Source organism: Nodosilinea sp. LEGE 06152 (genome assembly GCF_015207525.1).
Taxonomy (GTDB): domain Bacteria; phylum Cyanobacteriota; class Cyanobacteriia; order Phormidesmidales; family Phormidesmidaceae; genus Nodosilinea.
In genome coordinates this window covers 327219-351494 of record NZ_JADEWR010000004.1, presented here as the reverse complement: position 1 = coordinate 351494, position 24276 = coordinate 327219, and the positions used below count along the sequence as shown (strand labels likewise).

The window sequence follows — 24276 nt, the reverse complement described above, 5'->3', positions numbered from 1 at the left end:
GCCATAGGCGTTGATTAGTTGCAACTCTCTAAACAGATTGAACAAAGCAGCAGTCTCCCGGATCGTAGGATTGAAGTTTTGGGCGATCGCTTGAGTCTACTTGCTTGTACCCAAGCCGCTTAAGAAGACGAATACTTCTCTGGTTCATAGGGTGTACAGTGGCCCACCATTGGGTGCTTGGGGCAGCCGTAGCGAGGTAATCTTGCCACCAGAGCATGGCCTCAAAGGCCAGTCCTTTGCCCCACCAGGCCTCGCCTAGTAAAAAGGCTATTTCACCCCAGCCATCGTATTGAGTTGCTTCAAGGCGGCCAATGGCTGGGGAAGGAGAAATTTTCAGCCGGATCGCCACATTGAACCATCTTTCTTTAGGCATGGTTGATGCGACTGGGCCATGGGCACAGGCGGCGTACTGTGCCGTCAGGTCTTCTAGGGTCGGTAGATTGCCCTGGGGATCAATCCAGGCGAGCACAGCCGGGGTAGCCAGAATTGGCCAAAGTTCCTCGGCATGGGCAGCCGTAAGTGGCTCAAACAATAGATGCTTGCTCTGCACTATCTATACCCAATATCAGCAGGCTATACCCAATATCAGCAGGCTAACCAGGTGGACAGGTTCATCGACACGGTCAACTCCTCCAACTTTTACCACTGCCTCCGGTAGTGGTGCTCAACGTAGCGCTTAATCTGCCGGGCCATTCGGCGAATGCCTTCTTTTTCGTCGCGGCGAATGAAGGGCAAAAACGCGCGGGAGAGGAAGCCCGAAATGCGCTCCTGGTGAATGTATTTAGTGCGGTTGGGACCGACATCTTCGAGTTCAAAGACGTGCTCGCTCTTAAAGCCGGGGCCAATCGAAACCCACCGCAGGTAGTGGTTGGGCTGCACCACCAGCACGCGGGGCTGAAACTCGGTTTCGTCTTCGCCCTCTAAGCGGCGCAGGGCGAGGAAGATTTCGCCGCCGGGACGAATCGGCAAGTTGGGGTCGCAGTCGTAGAGAAAAGTATTCCAGCGGTGCCATTCTTCTTTACGGACGAGGGCATCCCAAACGGCAAAGCGGGGAGCGTTGATGGTGACTTCGCTGTAGAGGCTGGGCATGGCGGTGAGGGGGTAGCCAGGAACCGTGCATGAGTAACAGACGCTACTGCTATCTTCACACACACTGGGGGGACACAGAGGAGGCTCAGTTGATTAGGAGACTCAGTCGCTTAAACTGAGTGACTAGTCTTAACTATTCCCTCAAGACGGCATTTCTTTTCGCTGGCGCGATCGCCTAAAGGTTTTGGCATGGCAACTCTCACCCCCAACCCCAGTTACAGTCTCAGTCTGCGGCTCAAGCTGCCCAACAAAACCGGCATGCTGGCGCGGGTTACCCAGGCCATTGCCGAGGCGGGAGGTAACCTGGGCGATTTTGAGCTGATCAGCCGCAGCCGCTACGACATGGTGCGAGTGCTGCATGTCGATGCCTCTAGCGAAGCCCACGTTGAGGACATCATCGCGGCGGTCAAAACCGTTGCAGAGGTTGAAATTCTAGAGATTTGCGATCGCACCTTTGCCATCCACGAGGGCGGCAAGATCAGCGTTGAGAGCAAGCTGGAGCTGCACAACCAGGATGACCTGGCCATGGCCTACACCCCCGGCGTGGGGCGGGTGTGTGTCGAAATTGCCGAGCACCCCGATCGCGTCTTTGACCTCACCATTAAGGGCAACACCGTGGCGATTGTCACCGACGGCAGCGCTGTCCTCGGTCTGGGCAACCTCGGCCCCGCCGCCGCCCTGCCGGTGATGGAGGGTAAAGCGCTGCTGTTTAAGAAGTTCGCGGGGCTAGACGCCTTCCCCATTTGCCTCGACACCCAGGATACCGACGCCATTGTGACGGCGGTTAAGCAGCTGGCCCCGGTGTTTGGCGGCGTCAATTTAGAAGACATTAGCGCCCCCCGCTGCTTTGAGATTGAGGCACGGCTGCGCCAAGAACTCGATATTCCGGTCTTTCACGATGACCAGCACGGCACCGCCATTGTCACCCTGGCGGCGCTGATCAACGCCCTCAAGCTAGTCAACAAATCGCTCACCCAGGTCAAAGTGGTAATTAACGGGGCCGGGGCGGCGGGAGTGGCGATCGCCAAGCTGCTGCAAAAGGCTGGGGCTACCGCCATTGTGCTGTGCGACTCGAAGGGCATTCTCTCCCACAGCCGCGACGATTTGAACCCCCAAAAGCTGGAGTTCGCTGTAGATACGTCGGGCACTCTGGCCGACGCGATGGTGGGGGCCGACATCTTTTTAGGGGTCAGCGCGCCGGGGGTGGTAAGTGTTGAGATGGTGGCCTCGATGGCTGCCGAGCCAATTGTGTTTGCCATGGCCAACCCCATTCCCGAAATTCAGCCAGAGCTGGTGGCGGGGAAGGTGGCGGTAATGGCCACGGGCCGCAGCGACTACCCTAACCAGATCAACAATGTGCTGGCTTTTCCGGGGGTGCTGCGCGGTGCCTTGGACTGCAGGGCGCAGGAGATTACGCCGTCGATGTATTTAGAGGCAGCCTACGCGATCGCAGCCCTAGTTAGCCCCCAAGAATTGACTCACGAGCACATTATTCCCTCGGTATTCGATGAGCGGGTGGCCGCTGCTGTGGCCTCCGCCGTCAAACACGCTGCCAGGGTCGATGGGGTAGCCAGAAAATGATCGCAGGGGCGCAGCACGCTGTGCCCCTACGGTGTTTCGACCCAAACTCGCTCCACCAGGTAGCGGGTGAACTCCACGCCGTTGCGATTGACCACTTCGGTGTCGTACTGGCTGAAGCCAAATTTTTGAAACAGCCCCAGGCTAAATTCACTGGCCTCAGAGTAGAGGCGATGCATTTGTTTTTCTTGAGCGTGGGCTAACACAGCCTGCATAAGGATGGAGCCAATGCCTCGGTGCAGGCAGTCGTGGCGCACGTAGGCGGAAGCGACATAGCCGTCATCGCCAACCCCTGCAAAGCCGAGGATGCCGGTGTCGTCCTCGGCCACATAGGTCGTTACCCCCAGAATGAACTGGCGAAAGCGGAGGCTATCGACGGTAGCCCAAGCCTCGGTTTGGGCTGGGGTGTAATGCTGGGGAGCGTTGACCAGCACCGTTTCTCGAAACAGCGCCGCCAAAATTGGCACATCGGATTCTGTAGCGGTACGAAGGTGCATTGGTTTGTCCTAGGCGGTGCGCAGAGCCACAATGGGGTCGAGCTTGGCGGCCTGGCGGGCGGGGAAAACCCCAAAGAAAAGGCCAATACCGCCGGAGATGGTCACCGTAACGGCGATCGCACCTACTGAAAGACCGGCCTCAAAGGGCGTCAGCACCCCAATCAGCAGAATGCCGCTGACGCCGAGGGCGGTGCCAATTACGCCACCGGCAATGGATAAAATAATAGCCTCGATCAAAAACTGGCCCAAAATATCGCTCTGGGAGGCCCCGATCGCTTTTCTCAAACCGATTTCCTGGGTGCGCTCGCGCACCGACACCAGCATGATGTTCATAATACCGATGCCGCCAACAAACAGAGAGATCCCGGCGATCGCCGCCAGCATCAAGGTGAGCGCCCCGGTAATCGTATTGGCGATGGTGAGCAGCGAGTCTTGGCTGCTGATGTAAAAGTCGTCTTCGGTACGAATGTTGTGGCGCAGGCGCAGCAGGTTGGTGATCTGAAACTCGGCGGTGGCCATGCTGGCGCGATCGCGGGCTGACACTGTAATAAACGAGACCTCAATGCCGTAGGGCGATCGCTCACCCCCAGCCAGGCGACTATCCTTTGTGGTCAAGGGCACCATTACCGCATCGTCGTAGTCGAGGCCGAGGTTAGAGCCTTTTTTCTCCAGCACCCCCACCACATCGAAGGTGACGCCCCCCACCCGAATTTGCTTGCCCAGGGCGGGCTGATTGTCAAACAGACGCTCCCGCAGAGTTTCGCCAATTACGGCGATCTGGGCGCTGCGGGTCATATCCAGATCGCTGATAAACCGTCCTCTGGCCACCTCAAAGCTTCGCACCACCAGAAAATCAGGACTAACGCCGACCACGTTGACATTGGCATTGCGGTTGCGAAAGGTGACTAACTGACGACCGCTCGACTCAGCCGCCACGGCCGCGACCGAGGGCACCTGCTGGGCGATCGCCTCCGCATCGGCCAGCACCAGCGTGCGGGGTACCTCTAGCGATCCTAGCTCCCGCGTTTCACGGCTGCCGGGCACCACAAACAGCACGTTTGGCCCCAGGGTTTCGAGCTGGGCGTTGACAAATCGCTGCGCCCCCTCACCCAGGCCCACCATCGTAATTACCGAAGCATTGCCGATCACAATGCCCAGCATGGTGAGGGTGCTGCGCAGGCGGTTGGCGGCCAGGGTCTTTGTCGCCATTGACAGGCTTTCTTGCAGATTCATGGAGAATATTTTGTTAGGAATTAGAGCGCAGGGCAGTCAAAAATTGAGTTCGGGCCTCGACGGCCTCTTCCAGCTGAGTGCAGCGTTCCAGTAGGGCAATATCTAAATCGGGTAACCAGCAGCTACGATCGGCCAGCTGATAGTCAGGGTTTCCATCTGTAGTGGGAGTGAGGTGATAGATTGCCAGGCGATCGCTTTGCCAAAACCAAACTTCCGCCACATCAAACCGCCGATATTTCTCCAGCTTTTCTAGCCCGCCACTCGTAAAAACTACTTCAACAGCCAGCTCTGGATAAGTTTTGTCAGCTTCAAAACAATAGGATTCATCTGGATCAAAGGATGCGCCTTTCTCTTCTGCTTCGCAGGTGGCATTGCCCGACGGAAAGAAGCGAATGCCTAACTCAAAACAGTACGCTTCGATCAAAATGGCGATCAGCTTCTTCACTCGCTCGTGGGATTTGCCGGTGGTCATCAATTCAATTACGCCATCCAGGTAGGTAATTTTGAGGCCAGGGGTTTGGGACGACCAGCTTTGCAGGCTCTTAAAGTGGCTCCATGGATAGCGGCCTGGCAGGGTCAGGGTTTGCTCTACAGAGGAGGGCTGGATTGGCAAGGAAACTTGAGTCGGCATCGCATCATCTTCCCTGCGATTCTGAAGCGCTTGCCAGGGAGAGCCAATCGTTCTCTAGGGCCTGCTTCAGGTCAAAGAAAGGCTCCTCGGGAATGAGATTTGGCGCGGTACCGCTAGCTGTTAAGCCATGCAAGGGTGGTGCGTTCACCTGGATTTTAGAATTACTGGCTTTAGGGGGCATAGTGGGTTCGGGAGGCTGTGCCGGTACAACGATTCTAGCGATCTTGACGCACGGTAATATTTTCGAGCGATTTGCCGGGGGGCAGGTCGACAAAGACGCGATCGCCCGCCTCTACGCCGCTGACCACCTGAATCTGGTCGCCCACCTGCGGCCCCAAGGTAACCGGCTGAAACACAATCTCGCGGTTGTCACCGGGCACCAGCACGCCTGTTTCGCCCGCTTGGGTCACCACCGCCACCGTGGGCACCACCAGGGCATCGGCTAGCTGATCGCCTACAAAGGCCACATTGACATTCATATTTGATCGCAGAATGTCTTTGCCGTCGAGCAGCTCAATTCGCACCTGAAACAGGGTGACATTTTGCCGCTCAATTGCCTCTGGAGCCACCAGCTTGACCCGACCGGCAAAGGTTTGTTCAGGAAAGGCGTCAGCGACAACTTCCACGGTTTGGCCCGGCTCAATCAGGGCAATGTCGGCCTCGGGCACTTCGGCCAGTACCTCCAGATCTTCGGCCAAGGCCACAATGGCCGTAGATGTGGCCGACGACAGGTCAGAGGCCGAGGTGGTGGGGGTGACAAAGGCCCCCTCGGTAGCAAATTTTTGGGTGACAACGCCGCCAAAAGGAGCGCGAATCAGGGTTTCGTCCTGGCGGATCTGGGCTCCGTTGAGCTGGGCGCGGGCCTGGGTCAGGCGGGCCTCGGCCTGGGCGATCGCCTCCTGACGCGGCCCGCTGCGCAGGTCATCGACTCGTCGCTGTGCCTCGGTGACCCGGGCCTGGGCCTGCTCTAGGGCCGCCTGGGCGCTGCGCTGCTCTCGTCTGGCGGTATCTAGGTCGGTAGCCGCTACCGCCCCGCGCTCAAACAGCTGCTGACGGCGAGTCAGCTCGCTGGTGGCTAGATCGAGCCGCGCCTGGGCGTCGCTCACCTGGGCGCGGTTGGCCTCAACGGTGGCTTCGGCCTGGGCAATTTCGTCGGATCGGTTACCCCGGCGCAGCTCGGCCAGAGCGGCTTCGGCTTCGGCCACGGCGGCCTGGTTTTGCTGCACCTGGGCAGCGGTGTCGCGGCTGCGCATGCGGGCGATAATCTGGCCGGGCTCGACGCGATCGCCCTGCTCGACGTATAGCTGCTCCAAAACACCAGCATTCTCGGGGCTGAGGTTAACGGTTTGCACCGGCCTGACGGTACCGCTGGCAGACACCCGCACCGTCAGCGGCTCGATCGCTGCCTGAGTCGTAAACTCTCCCACGTCGTAGGCGTTTTGACGGCTGCGCCAGAGGCCAAACCCCACGGCCCCGGCCACCAGCGTAGCGGCCGCTAGCCCGGCCAGCAGCCAAACCAGCGGACGACGCACCTTACCCATTAGAGGAACCTGCATAACTAAATCCTGCATCCAACGTCCGGCGTTTGGTGTCTGAAACACAGAGCAACGTACCAAACGCGGCTAAAACTAAACTACTCAGTTTAATTGTAGCGATTGCATCTCGCCCCTTACTCTGGGGTAGGGCACTGGCTATCCAGGTCGCCCCCTGCATTGATCAGGGTATAGAGGAAGGTATAGACGAGGTCGTCATGGTAGAAACTCCCCTCAAAGTTGCGGTCGTAGGCACCGGCTTTGGTCAAAAGGTTCACATTCCGGGATTGCAGGCCCACCACCGCACCGAGGTGGTCGCGGTCTACCATCGCGATTTGGCCCAGGCCCAGGCGATCGCCGCCGCCCACCACATTCCCCATGCCTGTGACACCGTCGAGGCGATCGTCGCCCTGCCAGAGGTGCAGGCCGTCACCGTGGCCACGCCCCCTTTCTTGCACCATTCCCAGGCCGAAACCGTGCTCGAAGCGGGGAAGCACCTGCTGCTGGAGAAGCCCACGGCGCTCTCAGGGGCCGAGGCGGAGGCCATCGCGAAGCTAGCCCGCGATCGCAGCCTGATTGCCACTATGGATTTTGAATTTCGGTTTGTGCCCGCCTGGCAGCACTTAGCTGAGCGGCTAGCCGCTGGCTACGTCGGCAATCTGCGCTGCGTCAACATCACCTGGACAGTGCCGGGCCGCGCCGACCCCAGCCGCGCCTGGAACTGGTACTCGCGCCAGGATCAGGGGGGCGGGGCCCTAGGGGCCTTTGCCTCCCACAGCTTCGACTACATTACCTGGCTATTTGGCCCCATTCAGCGGCTGTGCGCCCGCCTCAGCACCGCCATTCCCCACCGCCCTGACCCGACGACTGGGGAGCTAAAGCCGGTCGATGCTGACGACACCTGTAGTCTCATTCTGGATTTGCAAAACGGGGTTCCCTGTCAGGTGGTGATTAGCTCGGTCACCTATGCAGGGCGGGGCCACTGGGTCGAGGTCTATGGCGACGGTGGCACCCTGATACTGGGCAGCGACAACCTGAGCGACTACGTCCACGGCTTTAAGCTATGGGGTAGCCAGGGGGGCGCACCTTTGGCGGAGATCGCCATTCCCGATCGCCTCCAGTTCCCTACCACCTACAGTGATGGCCGCATTGCCCCCTTTGTGCGGGTCGTCAACCACTGGGTCAGCGATATTGACCGGGGGCAGGCAACGGCTCCCTCAATTTGGGATGGGGTGCGATCGCAGCACCTAATGGATTTAGCCCACCGCTCTCAACGCCAAAACACCTGGGTCGAGGTGCCCAACCCTCTGACCCAGGGATAGCTCTGTCTCAGGTATAGAAATGTTCCTGATTTTGTCCTGTAGCCATGCCGGCATTGGGGCTAAAGGGTATCCTCAAGGGCATCCTTAACTATCAGTGCGCGATCGCTCAGTGCGCGATCGAAGGTGGCTGCAACTATGCCTGTGGCGTAGTCTGTAAACCAGTTTTTACCACCTACCCTTTAGCCACCGCTCCGGTGATTCATGGCGTTTCAAAGATATCCCCTAGCTACAGTTCAGAAGGTGAGCCAGTTTATTCGTGAAACGCTGGTGCTACCTGCCCATGAACAGCAGCCAGGCAAGTCCAGCCCCCAAGACGACGACGATGGCCCCATACCTGACTCGCTCAACGCCCTGGGCGACCTGTTTCGGGTCGGCGATCTGCCCGAAGACAACGTGCCTGCTCCCAACACCGAGGGGCGCTGGTTTGTCAGCACCCTCGACCCTGCCAATGCGCTCACCAAGCTACCAGGGCTGTGGATGCGGCCCGGTATTCGCCTGGTCACCTACCTGCGCCAGGATGGCAACGGTGGCCTGGGCACGACAGTGGCCCTACCGGGGCTGCTGAGCACCACAGAATACTTAGAGGACGCCATCAACAACGTCACCGCCGCCGACCAGGTGCCTAAGCCCATGGGGGCACTGCCCAACCTGATGGCTGGCATTGAAGGCGACGGCTCGCTGGCCTCGTTTCTCACGGCCTCGATCTTTACCCGCGAAGTGCGAGAGTTTGGCCGTTTTGGCCGCTACGCCCGCTGGGTTCACCACCGCTTTGTAGCCGCCCCTCCCCAGCAAATTCCGTGGCAGTGGCGCACCAAAATGCCCGAAGATTTTTCGCCCAAGGTGGTGCTGCGTCAAGATGCTGAGGTGATTGTGGAATTTTATTCCTGCCGGGTGCAAAAGCCCATTGCCCTATTTCGCCACCTCGATCGCTACCCCCCCAACAGCTATACCGCCGAAAACCAGGACCAGGTGGTAGCCGTAGCCGGAAATTAACCCCGCTTGCGCATCGGGTAGTGCTCAGTCCGGCAGGGTTGAGCCGTTGGCTTGCGCTGCGGCTGCCGGGCTAACGCAGTAAGCTAGCGGCATGGTCTAAAATTGTCGGTAGTTTTTAGTATCTAAAAGAAAATCTTCTCAAAGGATAGGACGTTGGGGAGTAGGTTTGTGCTCCAATAACAGCGAGATCACCACGAAACCTTAGCCCTATGGAGTTCAACCATCTGAGTTTTTACGTGGAGGCGGTAGCCCCCTGGCGCGACTGGTTTGTCAACGCCTGGGGAGGCGTTTGCTCTGGCCCAGCGGCTGGGGCTGCCTCTGAGCAAAAAACTCAGCAGCGGGCGCTAGTGTACGTGGGCCAGGTGCCCCTGCTGATCGTGGCCGATGCTGCCGTGGTGGGCGCTTATCTACAGCAGCACCCACCGGGCATTGGCGATGTAGCGCTGCGGGTCAGGGCGCTGGAACCAGCCCTAGACCAAGTTGCGGCGGCTGGGGGCACTCTGGTGCAGCCCATTCAGCGCGATCGCTGGGGCCGAGGCCGCTGGGCAAAAATCCAGGGGTGGGGATCGCTCACCCATACGCTGATCGAGTCATGGCAGCCGGAGAGTTGGGTGCCTGGCATTGCCCCTGATAGCGGCAGGTACGCCGCTCGAGGCAGCTTGATCACCGCCATTGATCACGCCGTCGTCAACGTGCCCAGGGGAGAGCTGCCCCAGGCGATCGCCTGGTATGCCAGCCAGCTTGGCTTTCAGCCCCGGCAGCGGTTTTCCATCGATACGCCTCATTCGGGGTTGCGCAGTCAGGTGCTGGCCCACCCCCAGGGCAACGCCCAGCTGCCCATCAACGAACCCGCCACGGACAACTCGCAGGTGCAGGAGTTTCTCGACTACAACCGGGGGGGCGGTATTCAGCACGTGGCCCTGCACACTGCCGATATTGTGCATACGGTGGGGCAGCTGCGAGCGGGGGGGGTAGGGTTTTTGGCGGTGCCGCCGAGCTACTACGAGGCCCTACGGCTGCGCCCCGGCTACCAAACCCAGGGCAACAACGCTTCGGAGTGGCTGCGCCAGCGCGAGGCGGCCATTGCCCGATTGCAAATTTTGGTTGACTGGGAGCCGCATCTGCCGCAGGCGCGCCTGCTGCAAACCTTCACCCAGCCGCTGCTGAGCATTCCAACGATTTTTTTTGAGCTAATTCAGCGTCAGGTCGTGCAGCTCAAGGAGGAGGCCGTGCAGGCCCAGGGGTTTGGCGAACGCAACTTTCAGGCGTTGTTTGAGGCCATCGAGCGCGAGCAAATGAAGCGCGGCAGCCTGGTCTAGGGACAAAGGATACGACCGGCAGCAAGGGGCTCAAGGACGTGCGGTCTAAGGTCTCAGGCTATCTTCAACTTGAGTCTGAGACCTTGGGCCTGGCAAGGGCGACAGGACGCTAGCGGAGAAAGCTGGTTACGGTCCACAGCGACAGACAGGTCACCGCCGCCGCAATGGCATCGGGGCTGGCCCAGGCAAACTGTGCCCCCTGCGGAATCAGCAGCTGGCCGACGGTCAGGCCAAGGGCCAAGCCAGCGGCCAAACCGCCAATGGTGAGCAGTACCGATCGCCAGAATTTGTTTTCTTTGCGGTTGAGAAAGTAAATTGCGGCCCCAATGGCCACCGCCAGGGCTAGCGACGGCGCGGCAAAGCCCAGCAGCGCCAGCCCGCCATAGATGACGGCAGGCCAGAGAATATCGTCTCGGCTGGGGGTGTCGACCAGGCCGCTGAGCCACTCGGGGCGAGGCAGGCTGGGGGCAGACTTGGTAGGTGGCGGCGGCTCGGGCACGTTTTCGGCAAAGCGAATGCGATCGGGCACCTTGATCTTGCCCTCCTGGCGCAGCCGCAGCCGCTCCATCAGAATGGCGTCGTAGGCGGCTTCTACAGCAGCCTGCTGCTTGGGTTCTTCGGCATACTGATCAACCAGGCGATCGCGGGCCTCCTGAATTTCTTCAAAGGTTGAGGCTTCGGTCAGCCCCAACAGTTCGTACGAATTTTGGTCGCTCATCTGCAAAACCCCACAGCCCCCAGACGACTTGACAACGTTGCTAACCTCAGCTGATGGATCTGGCCGACTGGTCGCCCGTAGCCTGACCCTGCTTTCTGAAGCTGCTGCTTGTTTAACCTCAGTGTAACCAGCCACCCCGTAAATAGGGAACACCTACCGCTACGGCTTGCCCCTTGGCTCATCTTACGGCCTGAGCACCGGCCTGAGTACCAGCAGAGCGAGAATAAGCAATTTTATTTGCATCGCGCCGAGGGTAGGTTCACCCCCTTAGGATAGGGAATAGTTTTAGCGTTTTGGCTGTTGTCTAGCCCCATGGGGATAACTTTGATGCTGTTTTGGCGGCTGGCCCAGGTACCTCCTGGGGTAGATGTGCTGCCCACCCAACCCGCTGTGGGCAATGACGTTACCAGTTTGGTCAACACTCTGATTGTGCTGCTGCTGGTKGSCASKSYGSKMKCGSYGAKYASYMKGCGNGNCTNGCSGSTKCNNCCYACGKGNNNNGTGRSGCTSGTGCYKKCGSKNGMTNACGWYNTASYRRATSMCTGCTKCCGSRRKCGSKRKGCCTCAACCCAGAGATTATTCTCAACCTGTTTCTGCCCATTTTGATCTTTGAGGCCGCCATTAACACCGACATCAGTCGGTTGCGCAGCACCATCAAGCCCATTGCTCTGATCGCAGGGCCGGGGGTGCTGCTGGCGGCCATAATTACCGCCGCCCTGCTGCAGTGGGGCCTGGGGCTGGCCACTATTACCGCAGCCGCGATCGGGGTGATCTTGACTATTACCGATACGGTGTCGGTGATTGCCGCCTTTAGGACGGTGCCGGTGCCGCCCCGGCTGTCCACCATTGTGGAAGGTGAGAGCCTGTTTAACGATGGCATTGCCCTGGTGCTGTTGGGCATGATCACCACCATTTACCTACAGGGGTCGTTTACGGCCTGGGCTGGGGTGCAGCAGTTAGTGATTGCCTTTGTGGGCGGCGGGGCGCTGGGGCTGGGGCTGGGCTACCTCTGCGTGGGCCTGTTTCAGCAGCTCGACGATGCCCTCAGCAACATTTTGCTGACGGTGGCGGTGTCGTTAGGCACGTTTCAGATTGGCCAGGCGCTGGGGGTATCGAGCGCGATCGCCGTCGTCATTGCCGGGCTGGTAATTGGCGAACTGGGCTTTCGCCAGACCTCGGCCTCAACGAAGGTAACGCTGCTCAACTTTTGGGAATACGCGGGCTTTGGCGTCAATACCTTCATCTTTTTGCTGGTGGGCATTGAGGTTGACCCCAGCGTGCTGCTGCAGACCATTCCGGCGGCCCTGTTTGCGGTTGTGGCCTACCAGACTGGCCGCATTCTGACCACCTATCCGCTGCTGTACCTGCTGCGCTTTTTCGATCGCCCGCTGCCCCTGCGCTGGCAGCACGTGCTCATTCTGGGCAACATCAAGGGGTCGCTGTCGATGGCGCTGGCACTGAGCCTGCCCCCCAGCCTGCCGGGGCGGCAGCAGGTGGTGGCCCTGGTCTTTAGCACCGTGCTGGTGTCGCTGGTGGGTCAGGGGCTGAGCCTGCCCTTTCTGGTCAAGCGGCTGCGGCTGAGCAGCCCCTCCGTTACCAAACAGCGTATCGAAACCCTCCAGCTCAATTTGATTGCCGCCAAGGCTGCCCAGCAGGAGTTGGCCAACCTGCTGCAGTCGGGCAGCCTGCCCAAAAACCTTTATGAAGAGCTGTTTGCCGCCTACCAGGCCCAGATTGCCACCGCCGATCGCGACCTACGCGACTTTTACAATCAGCGCACCCTCAACGACGCTGCCCATTTAGAAGACCAGAGCCACCTCGACGGCCTGCGTCGCCGCCTATACCTGGCTGAAAAGGGGGCCGTCAACGACGCCCTCCGCAAAGGCCTGCTGTCGGAGGAGACTAGCCAGGCCTACGTGCGATCGCTGAACGAAAAACTGCTCACGCTTAAGGACGACTGACCTCCAGAACCTACTCCTTTGGCTGAATTGACGGCACAGCCTAGCGCTTGTTAGCTTCAGTGTAGTCATTATGACTTTGGCAAAATGAAGCGTTGACAAAACGGATGGGAGGTTTAGGGATGAGTGCAGCATTGGCCCGAGGGCTACAGGCAATCAGAGATGCAGTCAAACGCAGCAATGAAGCTGTGGCCGAGGGCCGTCGCCTCACCCGGCGGCGCTAGGGCTACCATTCTTAGGTGCACAGCCCCATAAAATCGAGCATTTTTCGCACCAGACCGGGTTTGGTCACGGCCAAAATAGTCGAGCCGCTCTCCAGAATGGTGCTGCCGTTGGGAATGGTTAAATCCTCGTGGGGATGAGCCTGATACCCAATGATCAGCGTCCCCGCTGGGAAGCGAGCATCCTGGGCAATTTCGGCCACGGAGCGCCCCACAATCGTGCACTGCTGCGGAATGGGCAGCTTGAGCACCTCCACCTGGCCCTGCTCAAAGTGCATCATTGCCTCCACCTGGGGGTATTCAATGGCGCTCACCATACGATTGATCGTGAGTTCGGTGGTGCTAATGGTGTGGGTGGCCCCGGCCAGCTGGTAGGGCTCGGCAAAATCGCGATCGCTCATGCGCACCACCGTTTGGGGCACGCCGTAGTGCTTAGAGAGGGTGACGATCGCCAGGTTGAGGGCGTCTTCGGGTAGGGCCGCAATCACCGCATCGGCCTTGCGAATGCCCGCCTCCAGCAGCGTGGTGGTGTTCACAGCGCTGCCCTCAAAGGCCATCACGCCAATTTTTTCACGAGCATACTGACAGGCCAGCGGGTCGGTGTCGACCACGGCGACGGTGTGCCCTTCATCGAGCAGGGTTTTGGCCAGCTCCAGGCCCAGCATGCCAGCACCGCCAATTAAAACGTACATGCTTAAAGACTCCTTAATCAATGACGGTCAAGCTGCTTTAGGGAGAATTAACCCCCCAGAGGGATATACCAAAGTTTTAGGCTTTAGTATGCTCACCCGAGTAGAGATCCCAAGGCCGTAATCGGCTTTTCTACTGCGGCACTACTCCCTGTAACCACCACCCCACGGAGCTATCCCATGAAAGGACTGACCGGCAAAACTGCCCTTGTTACCGGTGCCTCATCGGGCATTGGCCAGGCGATCGCCATTCGCCTAGCCGAAGAGGGCTGCAACGTGGTGATTAACTATCGCAGCGACAGCGATGGGGCCGAAGACACCCGCCGCCAGGCTATGGAAAAGGCCTGCAGAGACGTAGAAGCCTGCGGCGTCAAAGCCCTGCTGCTCAAGGGCGATGTGTCTAAGGAAGACGACGCGATCGCCCTGGTGCAGCAAACGGTTGACCACTTTGGCCAGCTCGATATCTTAGTCAACAACGCGGGTGTGCAAACCGAAAGCCCATCGGAGGCGATCGCAAGTGACAGCTTTGACAAAGTGCTGGGGGTCAACCTGCGCGGGGCCTACCTGTGCGCCCGCGAAACTCTAAAGCACCTGCTGGCTCAAAACCGTCCCGGCAGCATTATCAACATTTCCAGCGTCCACGAAATCATTCCTCGGCCCCAGTACCTCAGCTATTCCATTAGTAAAGGGGGCATGGGCAACATGACCCGCACCCTGGCCCTAGAGTACGCCGCCAAAGGCATTCGGGTGAATGGCATTGGCCCTGGGGCTACCGTTACCCCCATCAACGACGCCTGGACCGAAGACCCCGAGAAACAGGCCGAAGTTGAAAGCCACATTCCCATGGGTCGAGCTGGCACCAGCGAGGAAATGGCCGCCGCCGTCGCCTTTCTCGCCTCCGACGAAGCCGCCTACATCACCGGGCAAACCCTGTACATTGACGGCGGGCTAACGCTGTATGCCGACTTCCAATCACCGTGGTCGGCCTAGGAACTGCCATCAATCAACGGGTGACGGCCCAAAAATTAGCGCTTACAGCCCCTAGCTGGTTTCTTTGAGTAACGCTGATGGGCTAAGGGTTGTGGCGAGAATTGATAACGTGCCCTGGGGCAAGGGTGTAAGGTTTCAAGCCGTTGGGGCTACGGCAGTTCCAGCGGCTTGAAACTAACGTTAAATCCGAATCACATATCCCCGATTCTGAAAGGGCCAAACCGTAGGGGCGAATCGCATTCGCTTTTCCAAATTGGGGGTAATCAGGAAGGATTTGGCCTGAAACCTCGCACCCTCCGCCATGCCCGGATCCGCTCAGCCCTCAGCCCGCCATCCCTTACCTGAAGAACTGTTACACTTCCTCAACAATCGGTATTACCCACCGCTCTCGCGATGATACGATGCCCATCAAACGCCCATTAAGTGGTTGAGAGATAGGAATTCATGACTGAAACGCTGACAGGTCAAACACCTATTTTTGGAGGCAACACCGGCGGTCTCCTCACCAAAGCCCAGGTTGAAGAAAAGTACGCTATTACCTGGACCAGTCCCAAGAAGCAGGTTTTTGAAATGCCTACCGGTGGTGCGGCTTTCATGAACGAAGGGGATAACCTCCTGTACCTGGCCCGCAAAGAGCAGTGCCTGGCCCTGAGTCGCCAACTGCGCACTAAGTTTAAGCCCAGGATCGAAAACTACAAGATCTATCGGGTCTACGCCACTGGCGAAACCCAGTACCTGCACCCCGCTGACGGTGTCTTCCCTGAGAAGGTCAACGAAGGTCGTGGGGCAGTTAATAGCATTGGCCGCAACATCGGGGCCAACCCCGACCCCGCCACCATTAAATTTAGCGGCAAAACTACCTACGAAGTGTAGTCTTTTCCCCACTGGTTTTCGCCTTGTAAACCAGTAGACAACTTTGCAGGGAAACTCTGCTAAGTGCTGACTGTGACTGTTGTGTTGTGAGGGGCGTAGCTTAGGCTAGGCCCCTTTTGCTATCCAGGCCCGTTTGCGATTCGGGCAATGTCTTCGTACCTCCGCTGGGGCGGTAGAATAAGTGCCATGATTTTTCCCGCCTTTGAGCAGTTTCAGGCCTACGCCACCCAGGGCAACTTTGTGCCGGTCTACCAGGAGTGGCTGGCCGACTTAGATACACCTGTATCGGCTTGGTACAAGGTGTGTGCCGGGCAACCCTACAGCTTTTTGCTGGAGTCGGTAGAGGGGGGCGAAACCCTGGGCCGCTACAGCTTTTTGGGCTGCGACCCGCTGTGGGTTTTAGAAAGCCGGGGCGATCGGTCTACCCAAACCCACCGCGACGGCAGCGTAGTCGAGCACGCGGGCAATCCCTTCGACACGCTAGCCGCCTGTCTGGCTCCCTATCACCCGGTCAAGCTACCGGCCCTGCCTGCGGGCATTGGCGGCCTGTTTGGCTTCTGGGGCTACGAGCTGATCCGCTGGATCGAGCCAACGGTGCCTATTCACCCCCTAGAGGACAGCGATCTGCCCGACGGGCTGTGGATGCAGGTGGACAGCCTGCTGATTTTTGACCAGGTGCAGCGCAAGATTTGGGCAGTTGCCTACGCCGATCTGCGCCAGCCGGGGCTGGATATGCGGACGGCTTACGAAGGGGCCTGCGATCGCGTTCAGCAACTCCTCCACAAGCTCACGCTACCCCTGGCGGCAGCCCCGACTACGCTGCCCTGGCATCCCCCCTCCAGCAGCACACCGCCGGTAGCCTATACCAGCAACCGTACCCCCACCGAGTTCTGCGCCAGCGTCGAACGGGCCAAGGCCCACATTCAGGCTGGGGATATCTTTCAGGTGGTGATCTCCCAGCGGCTGAGCACCACCTACAGCGGGGATCCGTTTGACCTGTACCGATCGCTGCGGCAGATCAACCCCTCTCCCTACATGTGCTACTTCAACTTCTACGACTGGCAGCTGATTGGCTCCAGTCCTGAGGTGATGGTCAAGGCCACCCTGGCCGATGACCCCAGCCAGCCCCGCGTCGCCACCGTGCGCCCCATCGCCGGTACCCGTCCCCGAGGCAAAACCGCCGCCGAAGATACCGCCTACGAGCGCGATCTGCTGGCCGATCCTAAAGAACGAGCTGAGCACGTCATGCTGGTTGACCTGGGTCGCAACGACCTGGGCCGGGTTTGCCTCAGCGGCACCGTGCAGGTCGACGAGTTGATGGTGATTGAGCGCTATTCCCACGTCATGCACATCGTCAGCAATGTGGTGGGCCAGCTTAGCCCTAGTAAAACCGCCTGGGACTTGCTCAAGGCCTGTTTTCCGGCGGGTACCGTCAGCGGCGCGCCCAAAATTCGCGCCATGCAGATTATTCACGACCTAGAGCCCTGCCGTCGCGGCCCCTACTCGGGGGTCTACGGCTACTACGACTTTGAAGGGCAGCTCAACACCGCCATTACCATTCGCACGATGGTGGTGCAGGCGCTGCCCGAGGGTGGCCACAGTGTCGCTGTTCAGGCTGGGGCTGGGCTCGTTGCCGACTCGGTGCCCGAACTGGAATACCAGGAAACCCTGAATAAGGCGCGGGGCATGCTAGAAGCCATCCGGTGCCTGAGTTAGCAATCGCCGCTAAATCCAGCCCAGGTATACCGTAGGGTAAACGGTTGTTTGCCCCACCACCCATTGAGGGTGTGCAACCAGGGTTCGGTGTGGTGTCCTACAGACAGCCCTCAGCCCAGGTTACCGAAGGAAATTGCCCGGCTCGAAACTGAGTCACCTGGCCCTGGTCGTCGGTTTCAAAGACTAGGCGGTAGACGTCTTCGCCAGGGTCTTGAGGGGTAAAAATAACGGTTTTGCCAAGGGTGGCAGGGTTGGCGGTCGCCTCCAGCTGTTTACCGTAAACCCGGACTAGGTCTTGCTCGGTTGAACCAATTCTGATGCCGCTGCGAGTAGTCGTCAAACTGCCCGGCCACACATCAATGCGCAGAATTTGCCCGTCAATAGCCATCAGCCCGACCGGTTCGCCATAGTCTTGGATGCGGTAGTACTGGCACTGGCCATTGCTAGCCTCGGCAATGGTCACTGGGGTTAGCCCCGCTGCTTCAAGATCCTCTAAATCCATACCAATGCGAATGGGGCCAAGACCAGTGGTTTTAAGCGGAGCCGCTAGCAGCGCCAGGGTGGGTGCCCTATCGACATCGGCCTCGGGGGCCAAGGCGATCGCCCGCTGCATCACCCGTAGAGAGTTGAGGGGGACCAGCACGCCATTCAGCAGCGTACTAGCCTTGGGACGGTAGTAGAACGGTTGCTCGGGTGCAGGGGCAGCGGTGGTCTGGCTGTAAGTCGCCTGGGCTGCTGGCCGCTGGCCATAGCCAACCGCCGCTAGACCAGCAATAGATGCGGTTACGGCGATCGCTGTAATCGCTCCCAAGCGTTGTTGTCTGCCTTTGACCATTACTCCCAATCCGATGTGTGAATCCGACCTGTAAATCTAACCTGCGAACTCAAGCTAAGGCGCGACCGACAGATGCACTATTCCCCCAGAGTGGGGCCAAACAGCATGCCGGGTCGAACTAACCCCAAATTTAGCCTCAGATTTAGCACTAAAAGGGCCTAAACCTTAGGCAAGAACTATCATAATGGGCAAGCCCAGTCAATATTGTGACCGGCTGCTCTAGTTTAGCAGTAGCCGCCTAACTGCCTCCAATGCCGCCGCTATTCCGCTCATTGTTTCGTCCATTACCCAGATTGAAGCGCTCGTCTGGGGCAAAGCCCAGTGCCCGGTGGCGGCGGTTGGCACCCGCTGGGCTAGCGGCGATCGCAGCGGCTCTGGCCCTGGTTACGGCGATCGTCAAACATCCCTCCAGAACAAAATCTACCCTGGCACCAGTGGCCTTTTCCGGCCAGGCCAGGGGCTTTCGGGCTCTATTTAACCGCAGCAGCCGACAAAGTCCGCCGTTGACAGTGCCCCTGCCGGTGCTGCCCCAGCCCCTGCCGCCCCAGCAGGCCTGGCCCGACCTGCCGCTGGTGCAGGGGCAGCCTGGCTTTAGCGACCTCAACAGCGGGCACTGGGCCTGGCCAATTCTGAATGATCTAAACCAGCGCAAGGTGATCGCAGGCTTTCCAGACGGCACGTTTCGCCCTGCCGATCCCATGACCCGAGCCGAGTTCGCGACGCAGCTCGCCCAGCTGTTTAACCTTCCCCTGGAGCGATCGCGGCTGGGGGAAGAAACCTTCTACACCGATATGACCCCCAACCACTGGGCCTACGGCAACGTACAGCAGGCCGTGCAGATGGGGTTTCTCAGCGGCTACCCCGACGGCACCTTTTTGCCCGATCAAACCGTCAGCCGCATCCACGTCATTGTGGCGCTGGCCAACGGCCTCCTGCTGAAATCTAGCCGCAGCGCGACGACGGCGCTAAAACCCTACAGCGATCAAAACCAGGTGCCGCCCTGGGCTCTCGCCCCGCTAGTGGCGGCCACAGAGGCAGGACTGGTGGTCAACTACCCCGATCGCAATCAGCTTGCCCCCAACCGGCTCGCCAGTCGGGCCGAGGTTGCGGTTATGCTGCACCGGGCGCTGGTCTACACCGGCACCCTGCAAGATGTGCCGTTTCCCTACGTGGTAGGGCTGCCTGAGTCTAACTGACAACGTCTAGCTAAAAAGAGGGCAAAGAGATTCCGTCTAGCCCATCCTGCTCTAGGGTGGGCAGCTCTAGGCGCTGGCTGCGGCGAGTTCGCATGGCTAAGCGGTAGCTCACGCTCTGGAGTTCGGCCTGGAGCTGGCGATTTTCGCGCTGAATTTCGGCTACGCGCTGCTTAACGGCGGCCATGCGATCGGCGAACTTTTGTCGGTAAACCGTGGGCAGCTCCTGCACCACCTGCTCCAGCATGCGAGTGCGATCGGTGAGTTCCTGCACCGTTTGCCGCAGCTGCAGCACTTCGCTGTCGCGATCTTCGAGCTGCCCCTGGTAAAAGTCAATTTGCTTTTCAACGCCGCGCAGCTGGTCGCGCAGCGCCGACATCTCGGCCTGGTGCTGCTCAGACACTTCGGGGCTGGGCACAAATCCGGCGTTGCCCTTAACCAACCGAAACAGCTCCTGTGATAGCTGCTGCACCAGCTGGTCGCGAATAGCCAACTCCGACTCTAGCCGGGCAATTTCAGCCTGGTGTTCATTCATGTCTGAATATGAAGACTGCGCCACGAGACTACTACTCCCACACCTACAACTAAACCTACTACTCGATGCCCCAAAGCCTGAACCACCCTTCGGCTTCTAACCAAGCCTAATAACAGCTTGGGCGAACTACCGAAACCGGCCTGATCAGGCCCAGATTGATCGGGGTGGATGAGTTGCTGCTAATTTATAGCACCTGTTAGAAAAGTTGGCACATTAAATTGTTGCGATGGTCCGGCTGAGGCCAGCAGCCGACAACTAAAAAACGCCCTACTGGGCCACAACACAGTGCCGCTGGTCGTTCTCACCCTTGGGGCAGAATGACCAGCGGCACTGTGTGAATACTGCTGCGGTGGATATTGGCTAGGTGAATATCGACGGGGCGATTATTCTTCTTCGCTGGCAGAAACGGCTACTTCTTCCACGGGTTCTTCGACTTCGGCGGGCAGCGGCTCGTCAGACTCTTGCTTAACCGTCAAAAATCGAATAACTTCGTCGCTGAGGCGCATGGCTCGCTCTAGGGGGGCGATCGCGGCCCCAGGCCCGGTGTAGTTCATCTGAATGTAGATGCCCTCGCGGTTGCGATCGATTTCGTAGGCAAGGCGGCGCTTGCCCCGATGCTGGGTTTCTAAAATAGAAGCGCCCTGGTCCTTCAGCATGGTCTGGTATTTGCCGATGGTGGCATCAATGGCCTCGTCGTTGAGGTCGGGCCGCAAAATGTACATGGTTTCGTACACGTAAGCTCTCATGAAAACTCCTTGTGGACATAGTGGCCTTTAGCAGCCAAAAATGGGCATAAATAAGCGCCAATGGCGATCGCCACCGCATTCCTATCCACGCCTAGGTATTGGCGCAAAGACAAGGATCTACAATCATACCAAGAATTAGCAGGCCAAGAGTTAGAAAATTATGGCGCAACGCTACGTTAGGGTTCAGTCTCAAACCGGGCAACTGCACTATGGGCTACTGCGCCCCGATCGCAGCGTACAGGTGCTCGACGCGCCGCCGTGGCTTCAGGGGCAGCCCACCGAGGTCGAACTATTGCCCGGTAGCTACGATCTGCTGGCCCCCTGCGCTCCCTCTAAGGTGGTTGCCGTCGGCAAAAACTACCCCGACCACGCCGCCGAAATGGGTACTCCAATGCCCTCTGAGCCACTGCTGTTTATCAAGCCCTCAACTGCGGTGACGGCAGCGGGGGCACCCATCTACTACCCCAACCAGGCTGCTCAGGTCGACTACGAGGGTGAACTGGCGGTGGTAATTGGCGATCGCTGTGCCCACGTGCCCGCTGACGAGGCCCGCGCCAAAATTTGGGGCTACACCATCGCCAACGACATTACCGCCCGCGACCTACAAAAACGCGATGGCCAGTGGACTCGGGCCAAAGGCTTTGATACCTTCTGTCCCCTAGGACCGTGGATTGTGCGCGAGCTCAGCCCAGGCTCCAAGCTCCAGACCTTTCTCAACAAACAGGAAACGCCTGTGCAGTCTGCCTCAGTCGATGAAATGACCTTCAGCCCCGATTACCTAGTGGCCTACATCAGCGAGATTATGACCCTGCTGCCGGGAGATGTGATTTTAACCGGCACCCCCGCTGGCGTTGGCCCTTTGGTGGTCGGGGATCAAGTCAGAGTGGCGATCGAGGGCATTGGCATGCTCGAAAACACGGTGGCGCTGAGGCCCTAACCTCAGGGGGTGTCATTAATCCTGCTCAAAAACCTCAAAGCACCAGCGCTGCCAAACTCGACCTGAAAATAGGCTAGGGGCCGTAACGCTTGTGCTTGAGTTATCAATGGTTGGTTGTCGATAGCTCTAGCGCACCTGCATATGTACCGCTTCGGAAATGGTCGGAATTTCGGCGTAGAGGCCGCGAAAGGTTTGCACAAGGGAGAAGCCAACCGAAATCAGCATGCCTAGAAACAGCACGTTGGAGAGGGTGTTAAACAGTAGTTCTCCAAACACGCTCGGGTCGAGCAGGCTGAGAATCAGGCTAAACACCGCCAAAATAATGCTCAGCAGAATCGCCTGCATCGTGTTGAAGCGAATGAACCGGCTAATGTTTTCGTTGCGCACCACCAGCAAAATCAGCGCAAAAAACACGATTAGACCAAAGAAGGGAATCGTGCGCTCTAGGGTGCCATAGACCGTAATCAGCGGAGCCAGGGGCAGCAGCAAAAACCCAAACACCGGAAACTGGCTAATCAGCTGAAGGCCGTAGGGCAGTCCAGCGGTAACCGGCAAAATGTAAGGCAGGGCCGCCAAAATGCGATCCAAAATAGTGGGGTTGGGGGAACTGCTCCAGGTCATGGGTTTTCTCCAGACAAACTCTAAGGGCTACCGGGCTATAGCCTTACCATATCGTAAATCTACGATTTGCCGGAGCAGCCTAGTAGTCGCCAGGCCAAAGGGGATAGTTGGCGGAGTGCAGAGTTCGATGCTTCAGGTTAGCGGGCAGGCCTTAGTCGGTACACCTCAAACCCCTAACCTTAGTCCTTCAACCCTTAGGTCCTATCCCTTCTATTCAATGTCGGCTACTCGAAAGCCCATTTGACACTCGAACTGGGTCGGCTGAGTCTGGTCTAAACCCGCTACGCGATGACCACAGCGTAGTACCCCCTGCTGCCAGCGGGGCTGACCGTGGCGATCGGCCATCAGGCAGTTGCAGCACACCGTCTGGGGTGAAATTAGCTGGCTATCAGTCATTATGACCAACATTGCGGTTACCTCCCGTGGGCCAGGGTTAACCTGATCTTCTCCTAATCTTAGGATGCCCTATAGAACCTGCTGTGTGCTGGCATACGCAATCAAACGCAAACGGACAGGGTCACCTTTACTTGAGTAGAGGTGACCCTGTCCATCTGGTGTAACCACGGGCACTTTGAGCAAACCCCTGATGGCGATCGCAGTGCAGCCCGCTATTCTTTGGCGTTGCTAACTTCTCGCGACTCAGACGCCGGCCCCTTGCGCTTTTTAGGCAGCGGCACACCCCGCTCAGACACCTCTGCGTCGCTGCTGTGGTGCTCCCGCTGCCAGGCGGGCACGGTCTGGTCGTAGGCCATTTGCAGGGCCGCCGCCGCTACGGTGCGCAGATCGTACTCCTCGCTGAGCTGCGACACAATCGGCAAGAACGACGCCAGCCGCTCGCTGGTAATCGCCTCACGCACCTGACTGCGCAGTCGCTCCAGGTTGCGGGCGGCGATTTCAGCCCGGGTAGGGATTTTCATCAGGGTCATGGGCTGCTTGGTGTGGCGCTCGATTTGCCGCAGCTTGTATTTCTCTAAAGGCGTTACCAGAGAAATTGCTACCCCATGTTTACCCGCCCGTCCGGTGCGACCAATGCGGTGGACGTAGTTTTCCATCGCGTCGGGCATATCGAAGTTGATCACGTGAGTGAGGTCATCGACGTGCAGGCCGCGGGCGGCGATATCGGTGGCGACAACTAGCTTCACCTGCTGCTGACGGAACCGCATCATCAGCCGCTCGCGCTGGGACTGGCTGAGGTCGCCGTGGTACTCGTCAACGCTGTAGCCCGCCGCCTGAAGCTGGCGGGTGAGGTCGCCAGCGGTGCGGCGAGTGCGCACAAAGATGATGGCGGTTTCGGGGTCCTCTAGCTCGAGAATGGGCTGGAGGGCGCGCACCTTGGTCCAGCCGCGCGGCACGATGTAGCTCACCTGCTGAATTTGCTTGGGTGAGGCCTTGGGCGACTGCACCGTCACCGTCACCGGAGAGTGGAGATACTTGGTGGCCAGCTCACGAATCTCGGGGGCCATAGTGGCGGAGAAAAAGGCGGTTTGCCGATTGGCTGGGGCCTTGCTGAGAATTTTTTCGACGTCTTGAATAAAGCCCATGTTGAGCATTTCGTCGGCTTCGTCGAGCACCAGCCAGCCCAGGCTTTTGAGCGACAGGCTGCCCCGGTTGAGCAGGTCGAGCACGCGCCCTGGGGTACCCACCACAATCTGAGTGCCCCGGTTGAGCTGCTCCTGCTGTCGCTCGATCGACTGACCCCCGTAGAGGGCCAGTACCTTGGGGCGACCGCTGATGCGAAAGCCGCGCATGGCCTGGCACACCTGAATAGCCAGTTCGCGGGTGGGGGTGAGCACCAGCGCCTGCACGGCTGGGTTGCTGGCGTCAACCTGCTCCATGAGCGGTAGCGCAAAGGCAGCGGTTTTGCCGGTGCCGGTCTGGGCCTGGCCGATTAGATCGCGCCCCGAGAGCAGATGGGGAATGGCCTCCGCCTGAATGGCCGTGGGTTCTGCATAGCCCATGCTCTCTAGGTGGCTAACGCGGGCTTCTGATAACCCCAGGCTAGTGAACGATAAGGTCATAGTGGTTCCTCGGGACGGTGAACAAAGGGTAT

23 protein-coding genes and 1 pseudogene are annotated in these 24276 nt (G+C 58.9%); 10 read left to right on the top strand and 14 right to left on the bottom strand.

Annotated elements, in window-relative coordinates; all coding sequences use genetic code 11:
* Nucleotides 1-28: 28 nt before the first annotated feature.
* Nucleotides 29-532 (bottom strand): GNAT family N-acetyltransferase, encoded by a 504-nt coding sequence (locus IQ265_RS08905; RefSeq protein ID WP_194052522.1) that lies wholly within the window; start codon nucleotides 530-532, stop codon nucleotides 29-31.
* Nucleotides 533-639: 107 nt separating this feature from the next.
* Nucleotides 640-1089 carry an SRPBCC domain-containing protein gene (locus IQ265_RS08900; RefSeq protein ID WP_194052520.1) on the bottom strand — a complete coding sequence of 150 codons (450 nt, stop codon included), beginning with the start codon at nucleotides 1087-1089 and terminating at the stop codon, nucleotides 640-642.
* 189 nt (nucleotides 1090-1278) lie between these two features.
* On the opposite strand from IQ265_RS08900, the gene IQ265_RS08895 reads away from it, so the two are divergent.
* A complete protein-coding gene (locus IQ265_RS08895; protein ID WP_194052518.1) occupies nucleotides 1279-2670 on the top strand; it encodes an NAD-dependent malic enzyme in 1392 nt (463 codons plus the stop codon).
* Between the two features lie 26 nt (nucleotides 2671-2696).
* Here IQ265_RS08895 and IQ265_RS08890 read toward each other — a convergent pair whose 3' ends face one another.
* From IQ265_RS08890 to IQ265_RS08875, 4 genes are all read right to left on the bottom strand, one after another.
* Entirely contained in the window at nucleotides 2697-3164 is a 468-nt protein-coding gene (locus tag IQ265_RS08890; protein WP_194052516.1) for a GNAT family N-acetyltransferase, read from the bottom strand.
* A gap of 9 nt (nucleotides 3165-3173) precedes the next feature.
* On the bottom strand, nucleotides 3174-4397 hold the full coding sequence (locus IQ265_RS08885) for an ABC transporter permease (RefSeq protein ID WP_194052514.1): 1224 nt from the start codon (nucleotides 4395-4397) through the stop codon (nucleotides 3174-3176).
* A gap of 13 nt (nucleotides 4398-4410) precedes the next feature.
* The gene (locus IQ265_RS08880) at nucleotides 4411-5028 is read right to left on the bottom strand and encodes a Uma2 family endonuclease (RefSeq protein ID WP_194052513.1); all 618 of its coding nucleotides are present in this window, start codon (nucleotides 5026-5028) and stop codon (nucleotides 4411-4413) included.
* A gap of 215 nt (nucleotides 5029-5243) precedes the next feature.
* The gene (locus IQ265_RS08875) at nucleotides 5244-6584 is read right to left on the bottom strand and encodes an efflux RND transporter periplasmic adaptor subunit (protein WP_194052511.1); all 1341 of its coding nucleotides are present in this window, start codon (nucleotides 6582-6584) and stop codon (nucleotides 5244-5246) included.
* Between the two features lie 194 nt (nucleotides 6585-6778).
* Between IQ265_RS08875 and IQ265_RS08870 the strand changes: the two genes are divergently transcribed.
* From IQ265_RS08870 to IQ265_RS08860, 3 genes are all read left to right on the top strand, one after another.
* The gene (locus tag IQ265_RS08870; protein ID WP_194052509.1) at nucleotides 6779-7882 is read left to right on the top strand and encodes a Gfo/Idh/MocA family oxidoreductase; all 1104 of its coding nucleotides are present in this window, start codon (nucleotides 6779-6781) and stop codon (nucleotides 7880-7882) included.
* Between the two features lie 201 nt (nucleotides 7883-8083).
* On the top strand, nucleotides 8084-8875 hold the full coding sequence (locus tag IQ265_RS08865; RefSeq protein WP_194052507.1) for a hypothetical protein: 792 nt from the start codon (nucleotides 8084-8086) through the stop codon (nucleotides 8873-8875).
* A gap of 209 nt (nucleotides 8876-9084) precedes the next feature.
* Nucleotides 9085-10194, top strand: a complete 1110-nt coding sequence (locus IQ265_RS08860) for a VOC family protein (protein ID WP_194052505.1) — start codon at nucleotides 9085-9087, stop codon at nucleotides 10192-10194.
* Nucleotides 10195-10303: 109 nt separating this feature from the next.
* Here IQ265_RS08860 and IQ265_RS08855 read toward each other — a convergent pair whose 3' ends face one another.
* Nucleotides 10304-10912, bottom strand: coding sequence for a CPP1-like family protein (locus IQ265_RS08855; RefSeq protein ID WP_194052503.1), 609 nt, complete (start codon nucleotides 10910-10912; stop codon nucleotides 10304-10306).
* A gap of 563 nt (nucleotides 10913-11475) precedes the next feature.
* Between IQ265_RS08855 and IQ265_RS30640 the strand changes: the two are divergent.
* Nucleotides 11476-12873, top strand: a pseudogene (locus IQ265_RS30640) (sodium:proton antiporter); the annotation flags it as partial.
* A gap of 232 nt (nucleotides 12874-13105) precedes the next feature.
* On the opposite strand, the gene IQ265_RS30635 reads toward IQ265_RS30640, so the two are convergent.
* Complete coding sequence (locus IQ265_RS30635) at nucleotides 13106-13783, bottom strand: TrkA family potassium uptake protein (protein ID WP_194052501.1); 678 nt, start codon at nucleotides 13781-13783, stop codon at nucleotides 13106-13108.
* A 177-nt stretch (nucleotides 13784-13960) separates the two neighbouring features.
* Between IQ265_RS30635 and IQ265_RS30630 the strand changes: the two genes are divergently transcribed.
* The 3 genes from IQ265_RS30630 (at nucleotide 13961) to IQ265_RS30620 (ending at nucleotide 17359) form a co-directional block, all read left to right on the top strand.
* The gene (locus IQ265_RS30630) at nucleotides 13961-14770 is read left to right on the top strand and encodes a glucose 1-dehydrogenase (RefSeq protein WP_194052499.1); all 810 of its coding nucleotides are present in this window, start codon (nucleotides 13961-13963) and stop codon (nucleotides 14768-14770) included.
* Nucleotides 14771-15214: 444 nt separating this feature from the next.
* On the top strand, nucleotides 15215-15643 hold the full coding sequence (locus tag IQ265_RS30625; protein WP_194052498.1) for a photosystem I reaction center subunit II PsaD: 429 nt from the start codon (nucleotides 15215-15217) through the stop codon (nucleotides 15641-15643).
* 186 nt (nucleotides 15644-15829) lie between these two features.
* Nucleotides 15830-17359, top strand: coding sequence for an anthranilate synthase component I family protein (locus IQ265_RS30620; protein ID WP_194052497.1), 1530 nt, complete (start codon nucleotides 15830-15832; stop codon nucleotides 17357-17359).
* A gap of 97 nt (nucleotides 17360-17456) precedes the next feature.
* Here IQ265_RS30620 and IQ265_RS30615 read toward each other — a convergent pair whose 3' ends face one another.
* Entirely contained in the window at nucleotides 17457-18170 is a 714-nt protein-coding gene (locus IQ265_RS30615; RefSeq protein ID WP_194052496.1) for a hypothetical protein, read from the bottom strand.
* A gap of 317 nt (nucleotides 18171-18487) precedes the next feature.
* On the opposite strand from IQ265_RS30615, the gene IQ265_RS30610 reads away from it, so the two are divergent.
* Nucleotides 18488-19390 carry an S-layer homology domain-containing protein gene (locus tag IQ265_RS30610; protein ID WP_194052495.1) on the top strand — a complete coding sequence of 301 codons (903 nt, stop codon included), beginning with the start codon at nucleotides 18488-18490 and terminating at the stop codon, nucleotides 19388-19390.
* A gap of 10 nt (nucleotides 19391-19400) precedes the next feature.
* On the opposite strand, the gene IQ265_RS30605 is transcribed toward IQ265_RS30610, so the two are convergent.
* Together IQ265_RS30605 and rpsF are read right to left on the bottom strand one after the other, a co-directional pair.
* On the bottom strand, nucleotides 19401-19922 hold the full coding sequence (locus tag IQ265_RS30605; RefSeq protein WP_194052660.1) for an Npun_F5560 family protein: 522 nt from the start codon (nucleotides 19920-19922) through the stop codon (nucleotides 19401-19403).
* A 383-nt stretch (nucleotides 19923-20305) separates the two neighbouring features.
* Nucleotides 20306-20668 (bottom strand): 30S ribosomal protein S6, encoded by a 363-nt coding sequence (gene rpsF / locus IQ265_RS30600; RefSeq protein WP_194052494.1) that lies wholly within the window; start codon nucleotides 20666-20668, stop codon nucleotides 20306-20308.
* 160 nt (nucleotides 20669-20828) lie between these two features.
* Between rpsF and IQ265_RS30595 the strand changes: the two genes are divergently transcribed.
* Nucleotides 20829-21605 (top strand): fumarylacetoacetate hydrolase family protein, encoded by a 777-nt coding sequence (locus IQ265_RS30595; protein WP_194052493.1) that lies wholly within the window; start codon nucleotides 20829-20831, stop codon nucleotides 21603-21605.
* 126 nt (nucleotides 21606-21731) lie between these two features.
* On the opposite strand, the gene IQ265_RS30590 is transcribed toward IQ265_RS30595, so the two are convergent.
* From IQ265_RS30590 to IQ265_RS30580, 3 genes are all read right to left on the bottom strand, one after another.
* On the bottom strand, nucleotides 21732-22226 hold the full coding sequence (locus IQ265_RS30590) for a Tic20 family protein (RefSeq protein ID WP_194052492.1): 495 nt from the start codon (nucleotides 22224-22226) through the stop codon (nucleotides 21732-21734).
* A 210-nt stretch (nucleotides 22227-22436) separates the two neighbouring features.
* The gene (locus IQ265_RS30585; RefSeq protein WP_194052490.1) at nucleotides 22437-22634 is read right to left on the bottom strand and encodes a hypothetical protein; all 198 of its coding nucleotides are present in this window, start codon (nucleotides 22632-22634) and stop codon (nucleotides 22437-22439) included.
* A gap of 200 nt (nucleotides 22635-22834) precedes the next feature.
* On the bottom strand, nucleotides 22835-24244 hold the full coding sequence (locus IQ265_RS30580) for a DEAD/DEAH box helicase (RefSeq protein WP_194052488.1): 1410 nt from the start codon (nucleotides 24242-24244) through the stop codon (nucleotides 22835-22837).
* Between the last annotated feature and the right edge of the window lie 32 nt (nucleotides 24245-24276).